Consider the following 15,976-nt stretch of genomic DNA (forward strand, 5'->3'; position numbering starts at 1 on the left):
TCTTAAGGAGAATAAAAGGATTCCCCACACGCTGTCCCTAAAATGCAACTAGGCACAATTTGTTTTTTGGATAATAATTACTCCATGTAATGAGCGCGGGCTTTTCTTGGCAATTGTAATTTATATCCTACTAACCTGACGGTTTTGATAATATCAACATCATCGACACTCGCACTCATTAATGCCTTACGCAACCTAGTTATATGAACATCCACTGTCCTTTGGTCAACGTCTATGTCAATTCCCCATATTTTTTCTATAAGGGCTTGTCTAGATAGCACTATCTCTGGCTGCTCCATCATAATTTGCAATATCTGAAACTCAATCGGTGCAAGTTTCACATCTTTACCATTACGAGAAACATTATAAGTATTTAAATCCATAATTATATCATGGAACTTTAATGACTTTTCAGCAAATGCCGGCCTAATCCTCCTCAATACTGCTTTAACACGAGCAATGAGTTCAATAGGAGAAAAGGGCTTGGTTATATAATCATCTGCACCATAGCTCAGTCCCTCAACTTTATCAAAATCTTGAGATTTAGCTGAAATCATTATAATTGGAACATTAGAAGTTTTTGGATCTTGACGCAATTCATTACAAACTTCCACTCCAGTTTTAGATGGCAAAACCCAATCTAAGAGTATTAAATCAGGGGGAGAATTTTTAGCCCACATAGCGGCCTCTGCGCCATCACTTATGATGTGCACAGCATATCCCTCTTTCTGTAAATTGTAAGCTATAACCGTTGCTATAGTCTTCTCGTCCTCTACTATCAAAATCGTTAATTTTAAATTTTTATTCATCGTATGCTGCTTAAAAAATGAAAACCCCTATGGAAAGTTTCAAAAGTGCCAGCTTCTCCTTTCCTTGTTGCTAATTGTACAAAAAAGATTAATATTTTGCAACATGAATCTTTCCTTAAAGTTGTAACAAAGCCTAAAAATCAATAACAAAATATTAACAAAATTTAACTAGGAGCAACCATATCTTCCGGTCTTACCCATTCACTAAATTGTTCCTCAGTTACAAATCCACTTTTAATTGCGGCCTCTTGCAAAGTAAGATTATTCTTATAAGCTTCTTTTGCAATCTTGGCAGCACGATCATATCCTATATGTTTATTAAGCGCTGTCACAAGCATAAGAGATTGTTGCATTAAGGTCTTTATCCTATCAGTGTTAGCAACGACACCAGATAAACAATTATCTGTAAAGCTGATTATAGCATCGCTCAAAATATCAATAGATTGCAGCAATACATCTATAATTACTGGCTTAAAAACATTTAATTCTAAATGCCCATTAGATGCCGCAATAGAAATAGTAGTATGATTACCCATAACTCGCGCACAAACCATAGTCAGAGCCTCGCATTGAGTTGGATTGACTTTACCCGGCATAATTGAAGATCCAGGCTCATTTTCTGGCAGGTGCAGCTCTCCAAAACCGCTTCTAGGTCCAGAACCCAATAGCCTTATGTCATTTGCTATCTTCATTAGGCTGACAGCTAAGACATTTAACATACCGCTCGTCTCAACCTCGGCATCATTCGAAGCTAACGCTTCAAATTTATTTGGCGCCGTCATAAATTTGTGCCCCGTCAAAGAACTTATCTTCCCAGCAATTTTTTCCGCAAACCCAATTTTAGAGTTTAACCCCGTTCCAACTGCAGTGCCTCCTTGCGCTAATAATGATAAGTTTTTTATTGTGCTCTCTATCCTACCCTTACCAAGCTTCAACTGCGTTAAATATCCTGAGAACTCTTGGCCTAAAGTCAATGGTGTCGCATCTTGTAGGTGGGTTCTGCCTATTTTTATGACATTAGAAAACTCTTCAATCTTTCGTGAGGTAACTTGGACTATGTGCTCTAAAGCAGGCAAGAGCTTGGAATTTATTTCACTCACAGCCGCAACCCTCATTGCGGTTGGGAAAGTATCGTTTGATGACTGCCCCATATTAACATGATCATTAGGATGTACTGGAGTCTTGCTGCCAACAATTCCTCCCATGATTTCTATGGCTCTATTAGAAATCACCTCATTTACATTCATATTAGTTTGGGTCCCAGAGCCGGTCTGCCAAACTACTAATGGAAAGTGTTCATCAAATTTGCCAGAAATAACTTCATCTGCAGCTTTACAAATAGATTCAGATATTTGGGCATCAAGCCCTGCAATCTCTTGATTAACAATAGCAGCCGCTTTCTTAATTACAGCAAAAGCCTTAATTAAAGCTTTCGGCATTTTTTCTTTACCAATTTTAAAATTCTCTAAGGACCTTTGAGTTTGTGCACCCCAGTATTTTATTTTTTCCACTTGAATTTCACCAAAAGTATCTGTCTCAATTCTATACATAGTAACCTCAAAATAAAAAACGTTACAAACCTTTAAAATTAGCTGCTGCCTCTATTTGATAAGCAACTTTCAACATGGTTTCCTCATCATATGGCTTGCTAATTACTTGTAATCCAAGTGGTAATCCATTCTCGCTTAATCCTCCAGGAACCGAAATACCTGGCAGGCCTGCCAAGTTAACCGTGACCGTAAAAATATCATTCAAATACATAGTAAGCGGATCGGTTATTTGCTCATCAATAGCAAAAGCTTCCGAAGGAGCGGTGGGAATTAATATTGCATCAATTTTTTCAAAAGCGTCTATAAAATCCTTTTGTAGTAGCCTTCTGACTTTTTGCGCCTTTAAATAATGTAAATCATATTGCGCAGAAGATAAAAGATAAGTGCCTATCATTATCCGTCTTTTCACTTCTTCACCGAACCCTTGTCCTCTAGTTTTCGATATCATAGCATTAATATCATCACCTTCTTCTTCGACTCTAAGTCCATACCTTATTCCATCAAATCTAGATAGATTGGAGGACGCCTCTGCTGGTGCAATTATATAATAAATAGGAAGAGCATACTGAGTATGAGGTAGACTTATATCAACTATTTCAGCACCCGCTTCTTTTAACCATTCCATGCCCTCTCGCCAAAGCGCAATAATTTGCGCATTTATGCCATCTATATAATACTCTTTTGGTATACCTATTTTTAGGCCTTTGATTCCATTTTTTAACGATTTAGACCATTCAGGAACATCTATGTTCTTTGAAGTAGCATCATACTTATCATAGCCACAAACAGCTTGAAGCATCAAACTAGAATCCTCAACGCTTCTTGCGAACACGCCAGCTTGATCCAGAGAACTTGCATATGCAACCAGCCCGTATCTAGAGCATCTACCATAGGTAGGCTTAATTCCCGCCACGCCAGTAAAGGAAGCCGGCTGTCTTACTGAGCCCCCGGTATCGGAACCAAGCGCTCCCATACATGATCTTGCAGCAACAGCAGCAGCAGAGCCACCTGATGATCCCCCAGGCACCAGTTTACTGTCATCACCATTACGACGCCATGGATTAATTACCGAACCAAAACAACTAGTCTTATTAGAAGACCCCATAGCAAGCTCATCCATATTAGTTTTGCCGATCATTATACCACCATGCTTACATAAGTAACTTGTCACTGTCGAATCATATTCTGGTATAAAATTTTCTAAAATTCGAGAACAAGCTGTCGTTCTAAAACCTTTAATACAAAAGGAATCCTTAATAGCAACCGGTATGCCTTCTATAATGCCATGGTTTCCTTGTTTATATTTTCTTTCCGATTCAATAGCTTGTTTTAAAGCAAACTCCTCCATCATTAAAACATACGCATTCAATTCTTTGGTTTCTTCTGCTCGTTCTAAATGAGCTTTTACTAATTCGGTTGGAGATATTTCTCCTTTACGCATTAAGTTCTTAGCTTCAACGATAGAAAGATTGATTAAGTTAGTAATATCCATTCTAGAAAATTTTAAAAAATAAATTAAGTCTATAATCTGTTAATAGATGTTAAAAAAAAACACAACAACTAAAAATCAGAGTTTACTACAATTCTTTTCCATATACGATATTGCCTCTTGCAATCCTATAGACGAAAAGTATATAAAGCCCAGCTCTCCAGCAGCCCCTTTTGATCTAATTTTAAAAGGATATGGCCCAGATATTATATCGTTTATAATATCAACATCTTGGTCTGCACTATAAGTGATTGCATTTTTACCATGTTTATTAACTTTTAACGTATATTGAGAATCGTTTACAAATAATGTAACACTTTTAGAGTGAGCCAGTCTTGTTGATGCACTAAAACTTATGGAATAAGCTAGGTGTCCTTTATAAGATACTACAAATTTTGGATCGTTTATATCACCATACAACAACCTGTCTCTATAAGGAGTCATAATTGCATGACAGATTTTCTTTTCCTCTTCTATTTCTGCAATAATGCGCCAATTCTTTACTTCTGCTAAATCAAAAAATTTACCAACAGCTTCGGAAGGTCTAATATGCAATATACAATAACACAGCAAGAGAATTAGTTTTAAAAATCTCATCTTTTTACCATTTACAAATATTAGTAATTATCTTAAATTCGGACCATCTTATCATTATTCTAATAGCAATTATTAAAAACTATCAAGCATGTACCGCTTTTATCTTTTTATTATTTTGACTTTATTACCTGATTTAGCATTTCCACTAAATATTGAAAAGTCGTTTGAAATCCCACTTCCTTCTACATTCGAAACTATTGCTGATTATGCTGCTCTCCTTGATTATGAGACTGAAACGGTGCTTTTCTCTAAAAACGGCGAAAATGCAATGATACCTTCTTCAATGAGCAAATTAATGACTATATATATAGCTTTTCATCAGCTCAAATCTGGAGCAATAAAGTTGGATGATAGGTTCACTGTCTCAGAAAAGGCTTGGAAAACAGGGGGATCTAGGATGTTTTTAGATCTAGGAAGCAGTGTATCAGTTGAAGATTTGTTGCGTGGCATCATAGTACAATCAGGAAATGATGCTTCTATTGCATTAGCAGAAGGAATTACTGGGAGTGAAGAAGTATTTGTGCATTATATGAACGAAGCCGCAAAGGAGCTAGGCTTAAAAAATTCTCACTTTACTAATGCGACCGGTTGGCCTGATCCAGGGCATAGAACGTCCGCGATTGATTTAACCAAACTTGCTGCAGCTCTTATCAAGAACTTCCCTGAATATTACCATTATTTCAATGAAAAGACCTTCACGTATAATAAAATTTCTCAAGAGAACAGAAATGCTTTACTCGGTGTAGGTGGAGTTGATGGGCTCAAAACCGGACATACTGATGATGGAGGCTACGGAATTATTGCAAGCGCCTTAAAAAGTGATAGAAGATTAATAGCTGTTGTAAACGGGCTCAAGAATAATAAAGAAAGAAGTAGGGAAGCAGATAGATTGCTTACTTACGGCTTTAATAACTTTCAATACCATATTTTTGCTAAAGCCGGGGCAGTCATAACTCAAGTGCCAATCTGGAATGGAGCAGACTTATTTGTTAATGCAGTTATTTCTGAGGATTTAAAAGTCCTTTTCCCAAGAAATGTTGCTCGTGAAAAACTCACAACTTCGGTAAAATTTAAAGAGCCTCTTACGGCACCGATTAAACAAGGAGAGTTTGTAGGGATTTTGCACATAATGAATGGCGAACAGATTATTAAATCTGTGAATTTGTATTCTTTATCTGATATTGGAGAGGCTAACGTTTTTAAAAAATTTTGGCGCAACCTCAAAACCATATTCGGTTTTGATATACATCAATGACTCAAGAAGTAATTAGAAGATATAGAACGAAAAAACAACAAGTCAAAACTGCAAGAGGCCGCGCTAATTCTTCCGTCGATTGGCTAAGAAGGCATATCAATGATCCCTATGTACACTTAGCAAAAAAACAGGGCTTTGTCTCAAGAGCAGCTTTTAAATTAATTGAAATCGAAGAAAAATATAAATTAATAAATCGATCTAGTAGCATTATCGATATAGGAGCAGCACCAGGCGGCTGGTTGCAAGTTATAATGTCTAAAAAGAAAAATAATGTGTGTTTAATTGGTACAGATTTATTAAAAATCGCACTCGATATTCCAGGATTAATTCTAATCCAAGGCAATTTCTTAGAAGCACCGATTCAAGATCAGATAAAAACAAGCCTCAGTAAAAAACCTGATCTGATTTTAAGCGACATGGCGGCAGAATCGTGTGGAGACCGCAGTTTAGACCACTTGAGAAGCGCCGAATTAGTTAATTCTGCAATAGAATTTGCACAAACCATTTTAGATAAAGGCGGCAACCTAGTTTTTAAATTAATTAGAGGTAAGGAAGAAGCAGATATTTTAAAAATGTGCAAAAAATTATTCTCTGTAGTTAAGATTTTCAAGCCAAAATCTAGTTATAGTGATTCAGCAGAAATATATACTATATGTTTAAATAGGTTATAAAATGCAACATCTCTTCTCCTTAGGTATTGTCGATTTCATACTAATAGCTTTAATTTCATACTTTTGTGGTTCTATACCGTTTGGTCTCTTGGTTAGTAAAAGCTTTGGTACTACTGACCTAAGAACCAAAGGCTCAGGAAATATAGGCGCAACAAATGCTTGGCGAGTTGGCGGTAAAAAAATTGGTTTGTTAACTTTCCTTTTTGATACCATGAAAAGTTTCTTGCCAGTATTAGTATTCAAACACTTATTCGGCACTGGAGTAGCCGCGCTAGCTGGACTTTTTGTAATAATTGGCCATATGTTCCCTATATGGTTAAGTTTTAAAGGAGGTAAAGGTGTAGCTTCCATGTTTGGTTTATTATTTGCAGCAACCCCTCAAACTGCAATTATTTCAGCCCTAATTTGGTTGGTTACTTTCAAAAAATTCCGCGTCTCAGCAACAGCGTCTCTAATCGCAATGTCAATAAATTCAATAGCAAGCTTCTTTATTCTAGATTTATTCACGGCAATTGTTTACTTATTCCTATTACTATTAATAATTTTCCGTCATATGGACAATATTAATAGATTGAGAAACAATAAAGAGAGCAAGTTATGAGATATTGGTTACAAAATAGTAGATTAATAACTTTTTAGTTTTTTCTAGTTTTAATTCAGAAGCAACTAAGATTTTCGCCACTGCTGGAAGATGCGGCCATTTCCCAGAAAATGCTGTGTACGCATTTGAAATTTGGAAGGTTCCATAAATGGCAAAGTAGATGGGATAGAAATGGATGTACAACTCGCTAAAGATGGTGTGGTTGGTAGGTTTTTATATCATTCTTCTGACTTGTCTGCTCATACTAACGGTAAGGGCGCTGTTGAGTCGTTTTACTTAACAGGGAGAAAATTACAAAGATTAGACGCAGCATATTGTTTCGACCCACATAGGTAATGAATCTTATTCCTAAAGAGGACTTGGACATAAAATTCCCACTCTTGATAGTATACTTAAAAAATTCTCTAATACTGAAGCTATTATTGACTTCAAGTCGTTTTCAGCAAAGGAGTTGGTTGATGCGACCGCAAAGTCGTTGAAGATAACAAAAGCTTGGAATAGAATCATATTCAATTCCACACGTCCTGAGCACCTTAAACACCTACTAGACGTCTATCCAACTAAGGCTAAAATATTTGAACATCGAGCCAAAACTTTAGAAAGATTGTTAAGAAAAAGAAATGAAGGTGTGTGCCTAGCAGGCGACGAAAAGGCACAATTTGTAGGCTTTTAAATCAGGAATAGAAATGGCCGTTACCACTCCTTCTCGAATAGACATCAACGATAATAAAATAAAATTCAAATTTATGGGGATAAAGAGGCAGCGGAATGTCTCAGTAAAGGCGCTAGGGTCTTTATATTTGGGGTTAATAGCCAAGAAGATTATGGGAAACAAGCAAAATCCATGGGAATATGTGCAGTTTCTAGTTTCAGGCCATTATCTTTAAAATGTTAAGTAGAGTACTGTTCTTAGCAACTTACAATAGTGAGAAGTAATTTTACTTATTAACTTTCTTTAACTTTTGACAATATATAACATTTCTTATATTTAGGTATGTTAAACTGGTAATTTCATTCACAATGAAAAAAACAAAAATAGTAAGTTCTGCCCTCGTCGGTAATATAGTCGAGTATTATGATTTTGGGATATACGCGGTATTTACAACTATAATTGGTAAGCTTTTTTTCCCTACGGAAGATGAATTTGTACAAACCATTTCAGCCTTTAGTGTCTTTGCTATTGGGTTTATGATGCGGCCCATAGGTGGAGCATTCTTCGGCCTTATAGGTGATAGATTCGGTAGAAAAACTGCCTTAACAAGTTCTATTATAGGAATGGCAATTGCAACCTTCGGTATCGCACTGCTACCCACGTACGAGCAAATAGGCATACTAGCACCTATTGTATTAATAATTATCCGCCTTTTCCAAGGTTTATGCATAGGAGGAGAAGGCGCTGGTGCTGCGGTCTTTATATTGGAGCATCTTGGTGGCTGTAGACCGGGATTAGTAGGAAGTATAATCATGGCCTCAAACATGATCGGTACTCTATTCGCAATCTTAGTAGGAATTATAATAAACCACTTTTTTACTGATAATGCATTTGGCTGGAGATATGGTTTTATTTTAGGGGGCTTAATGGGCCTAACAGGCCTGTATTTAAGAAAGCATGTTGCTGAAACTCCTGTATTTCAAGCCATGAAGAAAAACCGTAAATTGGACTTACCATTCGTGCAAGTCATAAAATACAGGTGGCGCAGGCTTCTTGTAGTCTCATGTTTAAGCGGTGTCGCAACGTCGGTGGCCTATACTATAAGAGCCTACCTTAACGTTTTCTTCTTGCAATTTATGGGATACACGCCAACTGAATCGCTATTTTTAACCGCCGTATGTTTATTTTCTTTTGTAATAGTTTTACCAATTTTTGGCTTATTATCTGATAAGGTCGGCTACCATAAATTTGTTCAAATATCCTGTATAATATTAATAGTATGTAGTTTGCCGGTTTTTAAAATGCTTTCAAGTGATAATATCAGTATCATCTTACTAGGTTTGTTTATAATTAGTATGTTGGCAGCTGCAATCTCAGCTCCTGCATATCCGTATGCTATAGAAAACTTCAGCCCTATTTTACGGTATTCAGGAGTTGCTATGAGTTGGAATATTGGTAATGCACTTTTTGGAGGAACAGCCCCAACTATAGAGACTTATTTAGCTCAATATATTGGCCTTGAGGCACCAGCATTTTATTTAATACTTATTGCATTGTTATTTTTAATAATGAGCTATTTTACAAAAAGTTCTAAATATTAAAAAAATATTGCATATTACAAGAGTCCCTGTCATAACCTAGTAAGTCATCATTAGAATAACTGCTGGCTGACTAAAAACTCATTAAATTAGGAAGGTTAATATGAGGATATTTAAAAGATCTTTGATAACTATTAGTTATATATTATTAACCCTTGATTTAGCTCATGCCAAATCGCCAGCAGTCTTAATGACAGATTTTGAAACTATTGATGGCGCAGTAAGCGCAATGAAGGGAGCCATTTATTCTGTAGATCAAAAATATAACACTATTTTTGATCTCACTCATAAAATCGAACCCTTTTAATATACAAGAAGCCGATATAGATAGGCTTTACCAAGCCATGGAATATTACCCTAAGGGCACTATTTTTGTAACCGTTACCGATCCCGGAGTTAGTACCTAGAAAAAGTCGACAGTTGCTAAAACCAAAACTGGCTATCACGTTGTAACTCCAGACAACGGAATCATTATTTATATCGATTCAAAACATAAAATAGATAAAGTCCGAGAGATAGATGCAACAAAACATTCACTAGCTAATCACACTAAATCTCACACCTTTCACGGCAGAGACTTATATGCATATACTGCAGCAAAAATTGCTTCCAGGCAAATAACTTTTGAACAAGTTGGTAAAGAAATCAATAGTTTTGTAAAAAATTCCACTGTTGGTAGTCCAGTTACATATATAAATAGCGTTGGTAATTTAGCAATTGCAATTAATCACAGAAATTTTGCTAGCAAATATAAAATCAAATCAAACTTTCGGGTTATAGTTAAGCTGGTTGGCATTGCCTAATATTTATAGATAGAAGTTTCAAATCCAGCAAGTGCCTATGGAAGAAGAGGGTAAGAGTAGTGCAAAGCATCCTCAGGAATTTGCTGTAGCGCTTCGTTCTTCGATTAAAACTAGCTAGATAATGCCTTAATTGAAGAATTCTTTGATTCTACCACAATGATGTCCCAGCCTTTGTTTCGTGATGGTGCGTGGAGATTTTATAGTACTCATAAACGCTGTAATCATCTGTACATGCTCATTCATAACGTTCTTCCAAGCCTAAATGACAGGTTCAGGTGGGTTGCCTTGCTCCCGTCACCTACCCTTCAAAATCAATAATTTCACCCGCTCGTCAATCTCTAGGACCTCGATATCCTTAAGTGACTTTGTGCTGTTGCAGCTCTTATCTAACTTTTCTTGCACATAGCGCCCCCCGTCCCTTCGATCCATGAAGATATTTGGCTGTTATGGATTCCAGTCAGTCTCTCTATCGTCCTAATTCCACAGTCCTCAAGATTAGTTTTTAAGTCTATCATTCATCGTGTATTTCTGTCGCTTATTACCTTCTCGGTAATTCTTTTTGCAATTCTTGCACCTATATTACCTCTTGCTGTCCACAATGTACCACACCATTCTTCACCTGCTCGCTAGAGCCGCAATATTTACACTTGATTGTCCATTTCTACTCCACCTATTCTACTAGAAGATATCAACACCCTCTTATTGCTGTCTATAATTACCAGGCATTGCCAACTGGTTGGTAAGAATTACTCAGTATACTAACAAAATTTTTGGTATTATAACCAATTTAATTGCAAAATTTCACGATTTATTTATTATCTCTACTGGTTTATAGTGTAACTCCTTCTAGTGATAACAAATGTTTGATTATTTAAGCAAAAGTTTAGGTGAGATATTTGAGGCTCTGAAAAAAAAAGGTGTACTGACCGAAAGCGATATTAATACGGCTTTAAGGAAAGTTAGAATAGCGTTAATCGAAGCAGATGTAGCGCTTCCTGCAATCAAACATCTCATTGAGCAAATTAGAGTCAAAGCTCTTGGAACTGAAGTTTTATCAAGTATTACTCCTGGGCAAATGATTATCAAAATTGTCCATGATGAACTGGTCTCAATGCTTCAAAGTGATAAGACTAATTTAAAATTAAACTACCCTACTCCAATAGTTTTTGTAATGGTTGGGCTACAAGGAGCTGGAAAGACAACTACCACGGCTAAACTAGCACTACATTTGCGTCAAAAATATAAGAAGAAAGTTCTATTAGCTTCAACAGATACCAGAAGGCCTGCTGCTCAGAAACAATTAGAAGTTCTTGGCAAACAAATTAATATAGAAACTTTGCCCATAGCAGAAGAGGATACCGCTCTCCAAATCACAAATAGAGCTTTATCGGAAGCAAAATCTGGTAATTATGACGTATTGATTGTCGACACTGCAGGTCGATTAGGTATTGATGAAGAGTTAATGCTTGAGTTAAATGAAATATGCCAAGTAGCACAACCTCAAGAAGTCTTATTAGTTGCGGATTGTATGATAGGCCAAGACTCAGTAAATGTTGCTGAAGCCTTTAATGAGCAGGTAAGCCTCTCTGGAATCATTCTGACAAAGACAGAAGGCGATGCACGAGGAGGAGCTGCCCTCAGTATGAAATTTATCACCGGCTGCCCTATAAAACTTATAGGAGTTGGTGAGAAAGTAAATGATCTAGAAGAGTTTAAGGCTGAAAGTATTGCCTCTCGTATATTAAACATGGGAGATATCATCTCTCTGGTTGAGAAGATGAAAGATATTGTCGATGAAAAAGAATCAGAGAAGTTAGCTAAAAAATTACAAAAGGGCAGGTTTGACATGAATGATCTATTAGCACAACTTAAGACCGTGAAAAAGCTCGGTGGAGTAGGATCCTTAATAGGCATGATCCCAGGGTTTGGTAAACTTAAAGCCAGTGCCGAACAGATCAAGCAAGGAGAAGAAATGTTTAAAAGACAAGAGGCTATAATATTTTCAATGACCGACTTTGAAAGACGCAATCCAAAACTCATCAATCCCTCTAGAAAAAATCGTATTGCCAGAGGATCTGGGACTTCTATACAAGAGGTAAATAGGCTACTTAAGCAATACTTGGAGATGAATAATATGATTAAAAAAATGAGTAATATGGATCCTAGCAACTTGAAAAGATTAGGCTCTAAATTCATGCACTAGAAAATATGCTTAAAAAAATATCAAACAACAAAGAGACAAGCAAAAAAACTGAAGAGAAGTCAAATTTGGCTCAAGCCTTGAGAGCTAGCTTACGTAGACGTAAAAAAGTAAAAAAACAAAACAATAATGCTTTAAGAGAAAATGATAAAAAATTTTAAAATTAGCGGAACTCTACTTATCCTATTGGTGTGCACAGCCTGTACCAAAGATATACGACATCACGGCTATAATCTTGATGAGGAAGTCATTAAGAAAATCGTTCCTATGAAATCTACTCTTAATGAGGTTATAGAAAATTTAGGTAGCCCTACTACCGCTGCATTATATGGCGAGCCAAAGTTTTTTTATATAAATCACAAATATAAGAGAAGATTGTTTTTAAATCCAGCACTAATAGATCAAAATATCTTACAGATTTCTTTTACTCGAGGCGGTACTGTTAAATCAATAGAACGGTATAGCTTTAGTGATGTAAAATCTTTTAGATTTGATGAAGCAAGCACTCATTTGCCTGGCAATAATATAGGTGTACTACAACAAATCATCGGTAATATTGGTAAATACAATAACGCTGATGGGATAAGAAAAGCGGGCACTTGACGTGATAGTTCAACTCATGGGACGTAGTAAAATATTGTTGGAATCGTTTAATAAAAACAAAGTAATGCTATTTTTAGAAGAAATAACTTTTTTGGCACAAGAAGATAATAGCTTTTATGAAGCTGCTGATTTATGGATAACTGTCGACAAAAATATTAACAACCCAGCAGATTTTATTATCCTCAGTATAGATATAGAGCTTCCCTGCTCAATTTATGATTTAGTGTCTTTAATTAAGAAAAAGTTATTCTTATCAAGAAGTTATGGAATACATGACATGGTATTTAAACCTACTTCTTTTTCTATATTTGAGCCTAATGGAAAATTAGTTTTGAAATTCACTGAGAAAGAATCAGCAATAATCGAATATTTAATAAAAAGAGGACACGCAACTGAATTAGACTTATTAAATAATATTTGGAATTATTCTGAGGAAGTAAAAACATCAACAGTCGAAACTCATATTTACAGGCTAAAAAACAAACTCGGTTCTATTGGATTAAAAAATTTGATTTCTTTTTCAAATAAAAATTATGTTATTAATCTTTAATATTTAAATCTTGTATTTAATAAAGTATTGCATATATTTCTAAGGCAAGTAACTAATTAAAAAAGAGGTTTTTCCTATGTTATTAATCGGTAAAGAAGCTCCGGACTTCACCGCTGCTGCAGTAATGCCAGACAATTCAATTATTGACCTTTTTAATTTATCACGCTTCATCCATAACAAAAAAGCAGTACTATTCTTTTATCCGTTAGATTTTACTTTTGTCTGCCCTTCAGAAATCATAGCACTCGACAAACGCGCTGCTGAATTCGAAAAACGGGGTGTTACCGTAATGTTAGTCAGTATTGATTCTCATTTTACACACTTAGCTTATAAAAATACCCCAATAGAAAAAGGCGGTATTGGCCAAATCAAACTCCCTATGATTGCAGATTTAACAAAAAAAATCTCAACTGAATACGGTGTATTGTCGAATGGTGGCGTTGCTTTTAGAGGCACCTTTATTATCGATCAACATCGAATCGTTAGACACCAATCTATAAACGATTTACCGCTTGGAAGGAATGTTGATGAGATATTAAGACTCATAGATGCACTAGAGCATTTTGAAAAACATGCTGAAGTTTGTCCAGCAAACTGGAAGCAGGGTGATAATGCGATTACTCCGACCACCTCTGGCATAGAGGATTACTTGAAACAGCATTCTTCTAAATTATAATTTAAATTTCCGGGGTTGGACGTGATGCTATGCATACAAAAATCTTAATTATAGGTTCTGGCCCCGCTGGCTACTCTGCAGCTATTTATGCTGCACGCTCTGCTTTGAAACCAATTTTGATTGCAGGACAGCAGCCTGGTGGCCAGCTTACTATCACAACAGATGTTGAGAATTATCCTGGTTTTGCCGAAGTGATTCAAGGTCCATGGCTTATGGAGCAAATGAAAGAACAGGCTAAATCTGTCGGAGTAGAAATCATCGATGACTATATAACCGATATAGATTTAAAAATCCGTCCCTTTTCGGCAGTGGGTGCAGGCGGCACTATATATACTGCGGAGTCAGTGATAATCTCGACCGGAGCACAAGCTAAATGGCTTGGGCTTCCAAGCGAAGAAAAATTTAAAGGATTTGGAGTCTCTGGATGTGCTACCTGTGATGGATTTTTCTATAAGAATAAGAAAGTCATAGTAGTAGGAGGCGGCAATTCCGCGCTTGAAGAGGCTCTATATCTTACTCAGCATGCAGCTGAGGTGATTCTAATTCATCGCCGCGATACCTTAAGAGCTGAAAAAATTTCTCAAGATAGACTATTTAACAATCCCAAAATTAAAGTAGTTCGTAATACTGTAATTGAGGAAGTATTAGGAGCTGAGGATCCTCTTAGCGTAACTGGCGTAAGATTAAGAGATATTTTAACCGGTAAGGAATATACTATGGATATCGATGGAGTTTTCGTAGCGATAGGACACAAGCCTAACACAGCCTTATTTGCTGGCCAATTGGACCTAGACGAAGATATGTATATTGTTACAAAAAAAGGGACTACGCTAACTAGTATCCCTGGCGTTTTTGCAGCTGGTGATGCGCAAGATAAAATTTATAGGCAAGCGGTGACTGCAGCAGGCACTGGTTGTATGGCAGCACTGGATGCACTTAAATACTTGCAGGAATAGTTTCTCCTCTTCCACAGGAAGCCAGGCCCCTAGATAAGGTAGAGAAGGTTATTGTGGGTGCGTAGCTAGTAGAACGGTGCAAGAAGAGCACGTTTCCTTGACATTCCAAAACCTCTCATGCGAAGCAGCAATTGGCGTGCCCGTAGGGATTTTACGCGAAAGCCCACATAAAGTCTGCCAATTACTCTGGAGGCTTCCAAAATTCGGTACTCTATATCGCTTTAACAATTATACCTCTAAATAACCCCAGTTTGAGGTAAGTTTTAAAGAAATTATCTGATATGGCTTCAAAGAGGCTGTGTAACCATTAAGTTTCTCTCAATTTCACGATAAATAAGAAAAGTGGTTCCCCTAGTAGAAATATTTTGTTTGATTGATGATTTTTGCAAGCGACAACTCACGTACCAAAGATCCTTAAGAAACTCGCAGAGACAAAGGGAACGAGAGTCTGGGATGATGCTTTCCGAAGTTATAACGATCCTCGTTTTGTTTCATTTGAGGGCATTACCGGATTCAAAGATTTTTACCTAAACTGTGTTCAAATCTCTTTCAGAGAGGAGTTGCCGAAGCTTATCAGCTACAATCGCTTTGTTGAGCTGATGCGAGACGCGGTCATCCCGTTGGTCATTCTGCTGAATTGCTGCAAAGGGAAACAAACAGGTACGTTGACTCAACAAAAAGCTGGAAGGTTTGTCATAACTTACGTACTAGCCGTAATAAGGTCCTTAAAGGCGTCGCTCAGCGTGGGAAAACGTCGACCCGGATGGTTCTTTGGCCTCAATGATCAAGGAGAGATTATGTCATTCACACTGACTTCGGGTAATACAGATGATCGAGCCGTTGTCGAAAAACTGACTCAATATTTGACAGGCCTTCTATTCGGAGATCGGTGGTATATAAGCAAAAACACTGAGCAATCAAGGTATTGAGCTCATCACACGGCTTAAGAAAAACAAAACCCGCTTG

Annotated in this window: 20 protein-coding genes and 1 pseudogene; 16 read left to right on the forward strand and 5 right to left on the reverse strand. The window is 36.7% G+C overall.

Going from position 1 to position 15,976, the window contains the following annotated elements; genetic code table 11:
* Positions 1–77: 77 nt before the first annotated feature.
* From MIDI_RS04130 to MIDI_RS04145, 4 genes are all read right to left on the reverse strand, one after another.
* Positions 78–809, reverse strand: a complete 732-nt coding sequence (locus MIDI_RS04130; RefSeq protein WP_013951323.1) for a response regulator — start codon at positions 807–809, stop codon at positions 78–80.
* 164 nt (positions 810–973) lie between these two features.
* Entirely contained in the window at positions 974–2,359 is a 1,386-nt protein-coding gene (gene fumC, locus MIDI_RS04135) for a class II fumarate hydratase (protein ID WP_013951324.1), read from the reverse strand.
* Positions 2,360–2,381: 22 nt separating this feature from the next.
* A complete protein-coding gene (gene gatA, locus MIDI_RS04140; RefSeq protein ID WP_041185704.1) occupies positions 2,382–3,845 on the reverse strand; it encodes an Asp-tRNA(Asn)/Glu-tRNA(Gln) amidotransferase subunit GatA in 1,464 nt (487 codons plus the stop codon).
* 81 nt (positions 3,846–3,926) lie between these two features.
* Complete coding sequence (locus MIDI_RS04145; protein ID WP_013951326.1) at positions 3,927–4,445, reverse strand: hypothetical protein; 519 nt, start codon at positions 4,443–4,445, stop codon at positions 3,927–3,929.
* Between the two features lie 115 nt (positions 4,446–4,560).
* On the opposite strand from MIDI_RS04145, the gene MIDI_RS04150 reads away from it, so the two are divergent.
* From MIDI_RS04150 to MIDI_RS10310, 9 genes and pseudogenes are all read left to right on the forward strand, one after another.
* On the forward strand, positions 4,561–5,700 hold the full coding sequence (locus tag MIDI_RS04150) for a D-alanyl-D-alanine carboxypeptidase family protein (protein WP_160162263.1): 1,140 nt from the start codon (positions 4,561–4,563) through the stop codon (positions 5,698–5,700).
* Positions 5,697–6,371 (forward strand): RlmE family RNA methyltransferase, encoded by a 675-nt coding sequence (locus MIDI_RS04155; RefSeq protein ID WP_013951328.1) that lies wholly within the window; start codon positions 5,697–5,699, stop codon positions 6,369–6,371. The genes MIDI_RS04150 and MIDI_RS04155 overlap by 4 nt, the downstream gene beginning before the upstream one ends.
* A 1-nt stretch (position 6,372) precedes the next feature.
* Positions 6,373–6,972 carry a glycerol-3-phosphate 1-O-acyltransferase PlsY gene (plsY, locus tag MIDI_RS04160; protein ID WP_013951329.1) on the forward strand — a complete coding sequence of 200 codons (600 nt, stop codon included), beginning with the start codon at positions 6,373–6,375 and terminating at the stop codon, positions 6,970–6,972.
* Positions 6,973–7,104: 132 nt separating this feature from the next.
* Positions 7,105–7,308: a glycerophosphodiester phosphodiesterase family protein gene (locus MIDI_RS04165; RefSeq protein WP_041185484.1), complete on the forward strand. Its 204-nt coding sequence runs from the start codon at positions 7,105–7,107 to the stop codon at positions 7,306–7,308.
* Between the two features lie 139 nt (positions 7,309–7,447).
* Positions 7,448–7,645 carry a hypothetical protein gene (locus tag MIDI_RS04170; protein ID WP_148234149.1) on the forward strand — a complete coding sequence of 66 codons (198 nt, stop codon included), beginning with the start codon at positions 7,448–7,450 and terminating at the stop codon, positions 7,643–7,645.
* A 347-nt stretch (positions 7,646–7,992) separates the two neighbouring features.
* The gene (locus MIDI_RS04180; RefSeq protein WP_013951332.1) at positions 7,993–9,225 is read left to right on the forward strand and encodes an MFS transporter; all 1,233 of its coding nucleotides are present in this window, start codon (positions 7,993–7,995) and stop codon (positions 9,223–9,225) included.
* A gap of 100 nt (positions 9,226–9,325) precedes the next feature.
* Positions 9,326–9,529: an SAM-dependent chlorinase/fluorinase gene (locus tag MIDI_RS09070; protein ID WP_013951333.1), complete on the forward strand. Its 204-nt coding sequence runs from the start codon at positions 9,326–9,328 to the stop codon at positions 9,527–9,529.
* A gap of 37 nt (positions 9,530–9,566) precedes the next feature.
* A pseudogene (locus MIDI_RS10305) lies at positions 9,567–9,800 on the forward strand (SAM-dependent chlorinase/fluorinase); the annotation flags it as partial.
* 39 nt (positions 9,801–9,839) lie between these two features.
* On the forward strand, positions 9,840–10,025 hold the full coding sequence (locus MIDI_RS10310; protein WP_410517922.1) for an SAM hydroxide adenosyltransferase: 186 nt from the start codon (positions 9,840–9,842) through the stop codon (positions 10,023–10,025).
* Between the two features lie 386 nt (positions 10,026–10,411).
* On the opposite strand, the gene MIDI_RS09825 is transcribed toward MIDI_RS10310, so the two are convergent.
* Positions 10,412–10,540: a hypothetical protein gene (locus tag MIDI_RS09825; RefSeq protein WP_272940945.1), complete on the reverse strand. Its 129-nt coding sequence runs from the start codon at positions 10,538–10,540 to the stop codon at positions 10,412–10,414.
* 344 nt (positions 10,541–10,884) lie between these two features.
* On the opposite strand from MIDI_RS09825, the gene ffh reads away from it, so the two are divergent.
* The 7 genes from ffh (at position 10,885) to MIDI_RS10600 (ending at position 15,939) form a co-directional block, all read left to right on the forward strand.
* Positions 10,885–12,228, forward strand: a complete 1,344-nt coding sequence (gene ffh, locus MIDI_RS04190; RefSeq protein ID WP_013951336.1) for a signal recognition particle protein — start codon at positions 10,885–10,887, stop codon at positions 12,226–12,228.
* A gap of 5 nt (positions 12,229–12,233) precedes the next feature.
* Positions 12,234–12,386 (forward strand): hypothetical protein, encoded by a 153-nt coding sequence (locus MIDI_RS08920; protein WP_013951337.1) that lies wholly within the window; start codon positions 12,234–12,236, stop codon positions 12,384–12,386.
* Positions 12,370–12,828 carry an outer membrane protein assembly factor BamE gene (locus MIDI_RS04195; RefSeq protein WP_013951338.1) on the forward strand — a complete coding sequence of 153 codons (459 nt, stop codon included), beginning with the start codon at positions 12,370–12,372 and terminating at the stop codon, positions 12,826–12,828. Before MIDI_RS08920 ends, MIDI_RS04195 begins: the two co-directional genes overlap by 17 nt.
* A gap of 16 nt (positions 12,829–12,844) precedes the next feature.
* Positions 12,845–13,378 (forward strand): helix-turn-helix domain-containing protein, encoded by a 534-nt coding sequence (locus MIDI_RS06345; RefSeq protein WP_013951339.1) that lies wholly within the window; start codon positions 12,845–12,847, stop codon positions 13,376–13,378.
* Positions 13,379–13,454: 76 nt separating this feature from the next.
* Positions 13,455–14,054, forward strand: a complete 600-nt coding sequence (locus tag MIDI_RS04205; protein WP_013951340.1) for a peroxiredoxin — start codon at positions 13,455–13,457, stop codon at positions 14,052–14,054.
* A gap of 29 nt (positions 14,055–14,083) precedes the next feature.
* Complete coding sequence (trxB, locus tag MIDI_RS04210) at positions 14,084–15,010, forward strand: thioredoxin-disulfide reductase (protein WP_013951341.1); 927 nt, start codon at positions 14,084–14,086, stop codon at positions 15,008–15,010.
* A 383-nt stretch (positions 15,011–15,393) separates the two neighbouring features.
* Positions 15,394–15,939 (forward strand): transposase, encoded by a 546-nt coding sequence (locus tag MIDI_RS10600; RefSeq protein WP_052567700.1) that lies wholly within the window; start codon positions 15,394–15,396, stop codon positions 15,937–15,939.
* Positions 15,940–15,976: the final 37 nt, after the last annotated feature.

This window comes from Candidatus Midichloria mitochondrii IricVA (genome assembly GCF_000219355.1).
Lineage (GTDB): Bacteria > Pseudomonadota > Alphaproteobacteria > Rickettsiales > Midichloriaceae > Midichloria > Midichloria mitochondrii.

Coding starts and splice junctions, on each gene's coding strand:
- MIDI_RS09825 (WP_272940945.1), bottom strand. CDS start 10,540: ATGATAGACTTAAAAACTAATCTTGAGGACTGTGGAATTAGGACGATA.
- MIDI_RS04155 (WP_013951328.1), top strand. CDS start 5,697: ATGACTCAAGAAGTAATTAGAAGATATAGAACGAAAAAACAACAAGTC.
- MIDI_RS04205 (WP_013951340.1), top strand. CDS start 13,455: ATGTTATTAATCGGTAAAGAAGCTCCGGACTTCACCGCTGCTGCAGTA.
- MIDI_RS04195 (WP_013951338.1), top strand. CDS start 12,370: ATGATAAAAAATTTTAAAATTAGCGGAACTCTACTTATCCTATTGGTG.
- MIDI_RS09070 (WP_013951333.1), top strand. CDS start 9,326: ATGAGGATATTTAAAAGATCTTTGATAACTATTAGTTATATATTATTA.
- plsY (WP_013951329.1), top strand. CDS start 6,373: ATGCAACATCTCTTCTCCTTAGGTATTGTCGATTTCATACTAATAGCT.
- ffh (WP_013951336.1), top strand. CDS start 10,885: ATGTTTGATTATTTAAGCAAAAGTTTAGGTGAGATATTTGAGGCTCTG.
- fumC (WP_013951324.1), bottom strand. CDS start 2,359: ATGTATAGAATTGAGACAGATACTTTTGGTGAAATTCAAGTGGAAAAA.
- MIDI_RS04180 (WP_013951332.1), top strand. CDS start 7,993: ATGAAAAAAACAAAAATAGTAAGTTCTGCCCTCGTCGGTAATATAGTC.
- MIDI_RS08920 (WP_013951337.1), top strand. CDS start 12,234: ATGCTTAAAAAAATATCAAACAACAAAGAGACAAGCAAAAAAACTGAA.
- MIDI_RS06345 (WP_013951339.1), top strand. CDS start 12,845: ATGGGACGTAGTAAAATATTGTTGGAATCGTTTAATAAAAACAAAGTA.
- trxB (WP_013951341.1), top strand. CDS start 14,084: ATGCATACAAAAATCTTAATTATAGGTTCTGGCCCCGCTGGCTACTCT.
- MIDI_RS04130 (WP_013951323.1), bottom strand. CDS start 809: ATGAATAAAAATTTAAAATTAACGATTTTGATAGTAGAGGACGAGAAG.
- MIDI_RS04145 (WP_013951326.1), bottom strand. CDS start 4,445: ATGAGATTTTTAAAACTAATTCTCTTGCTGTGTTATTGTATATTGCAT.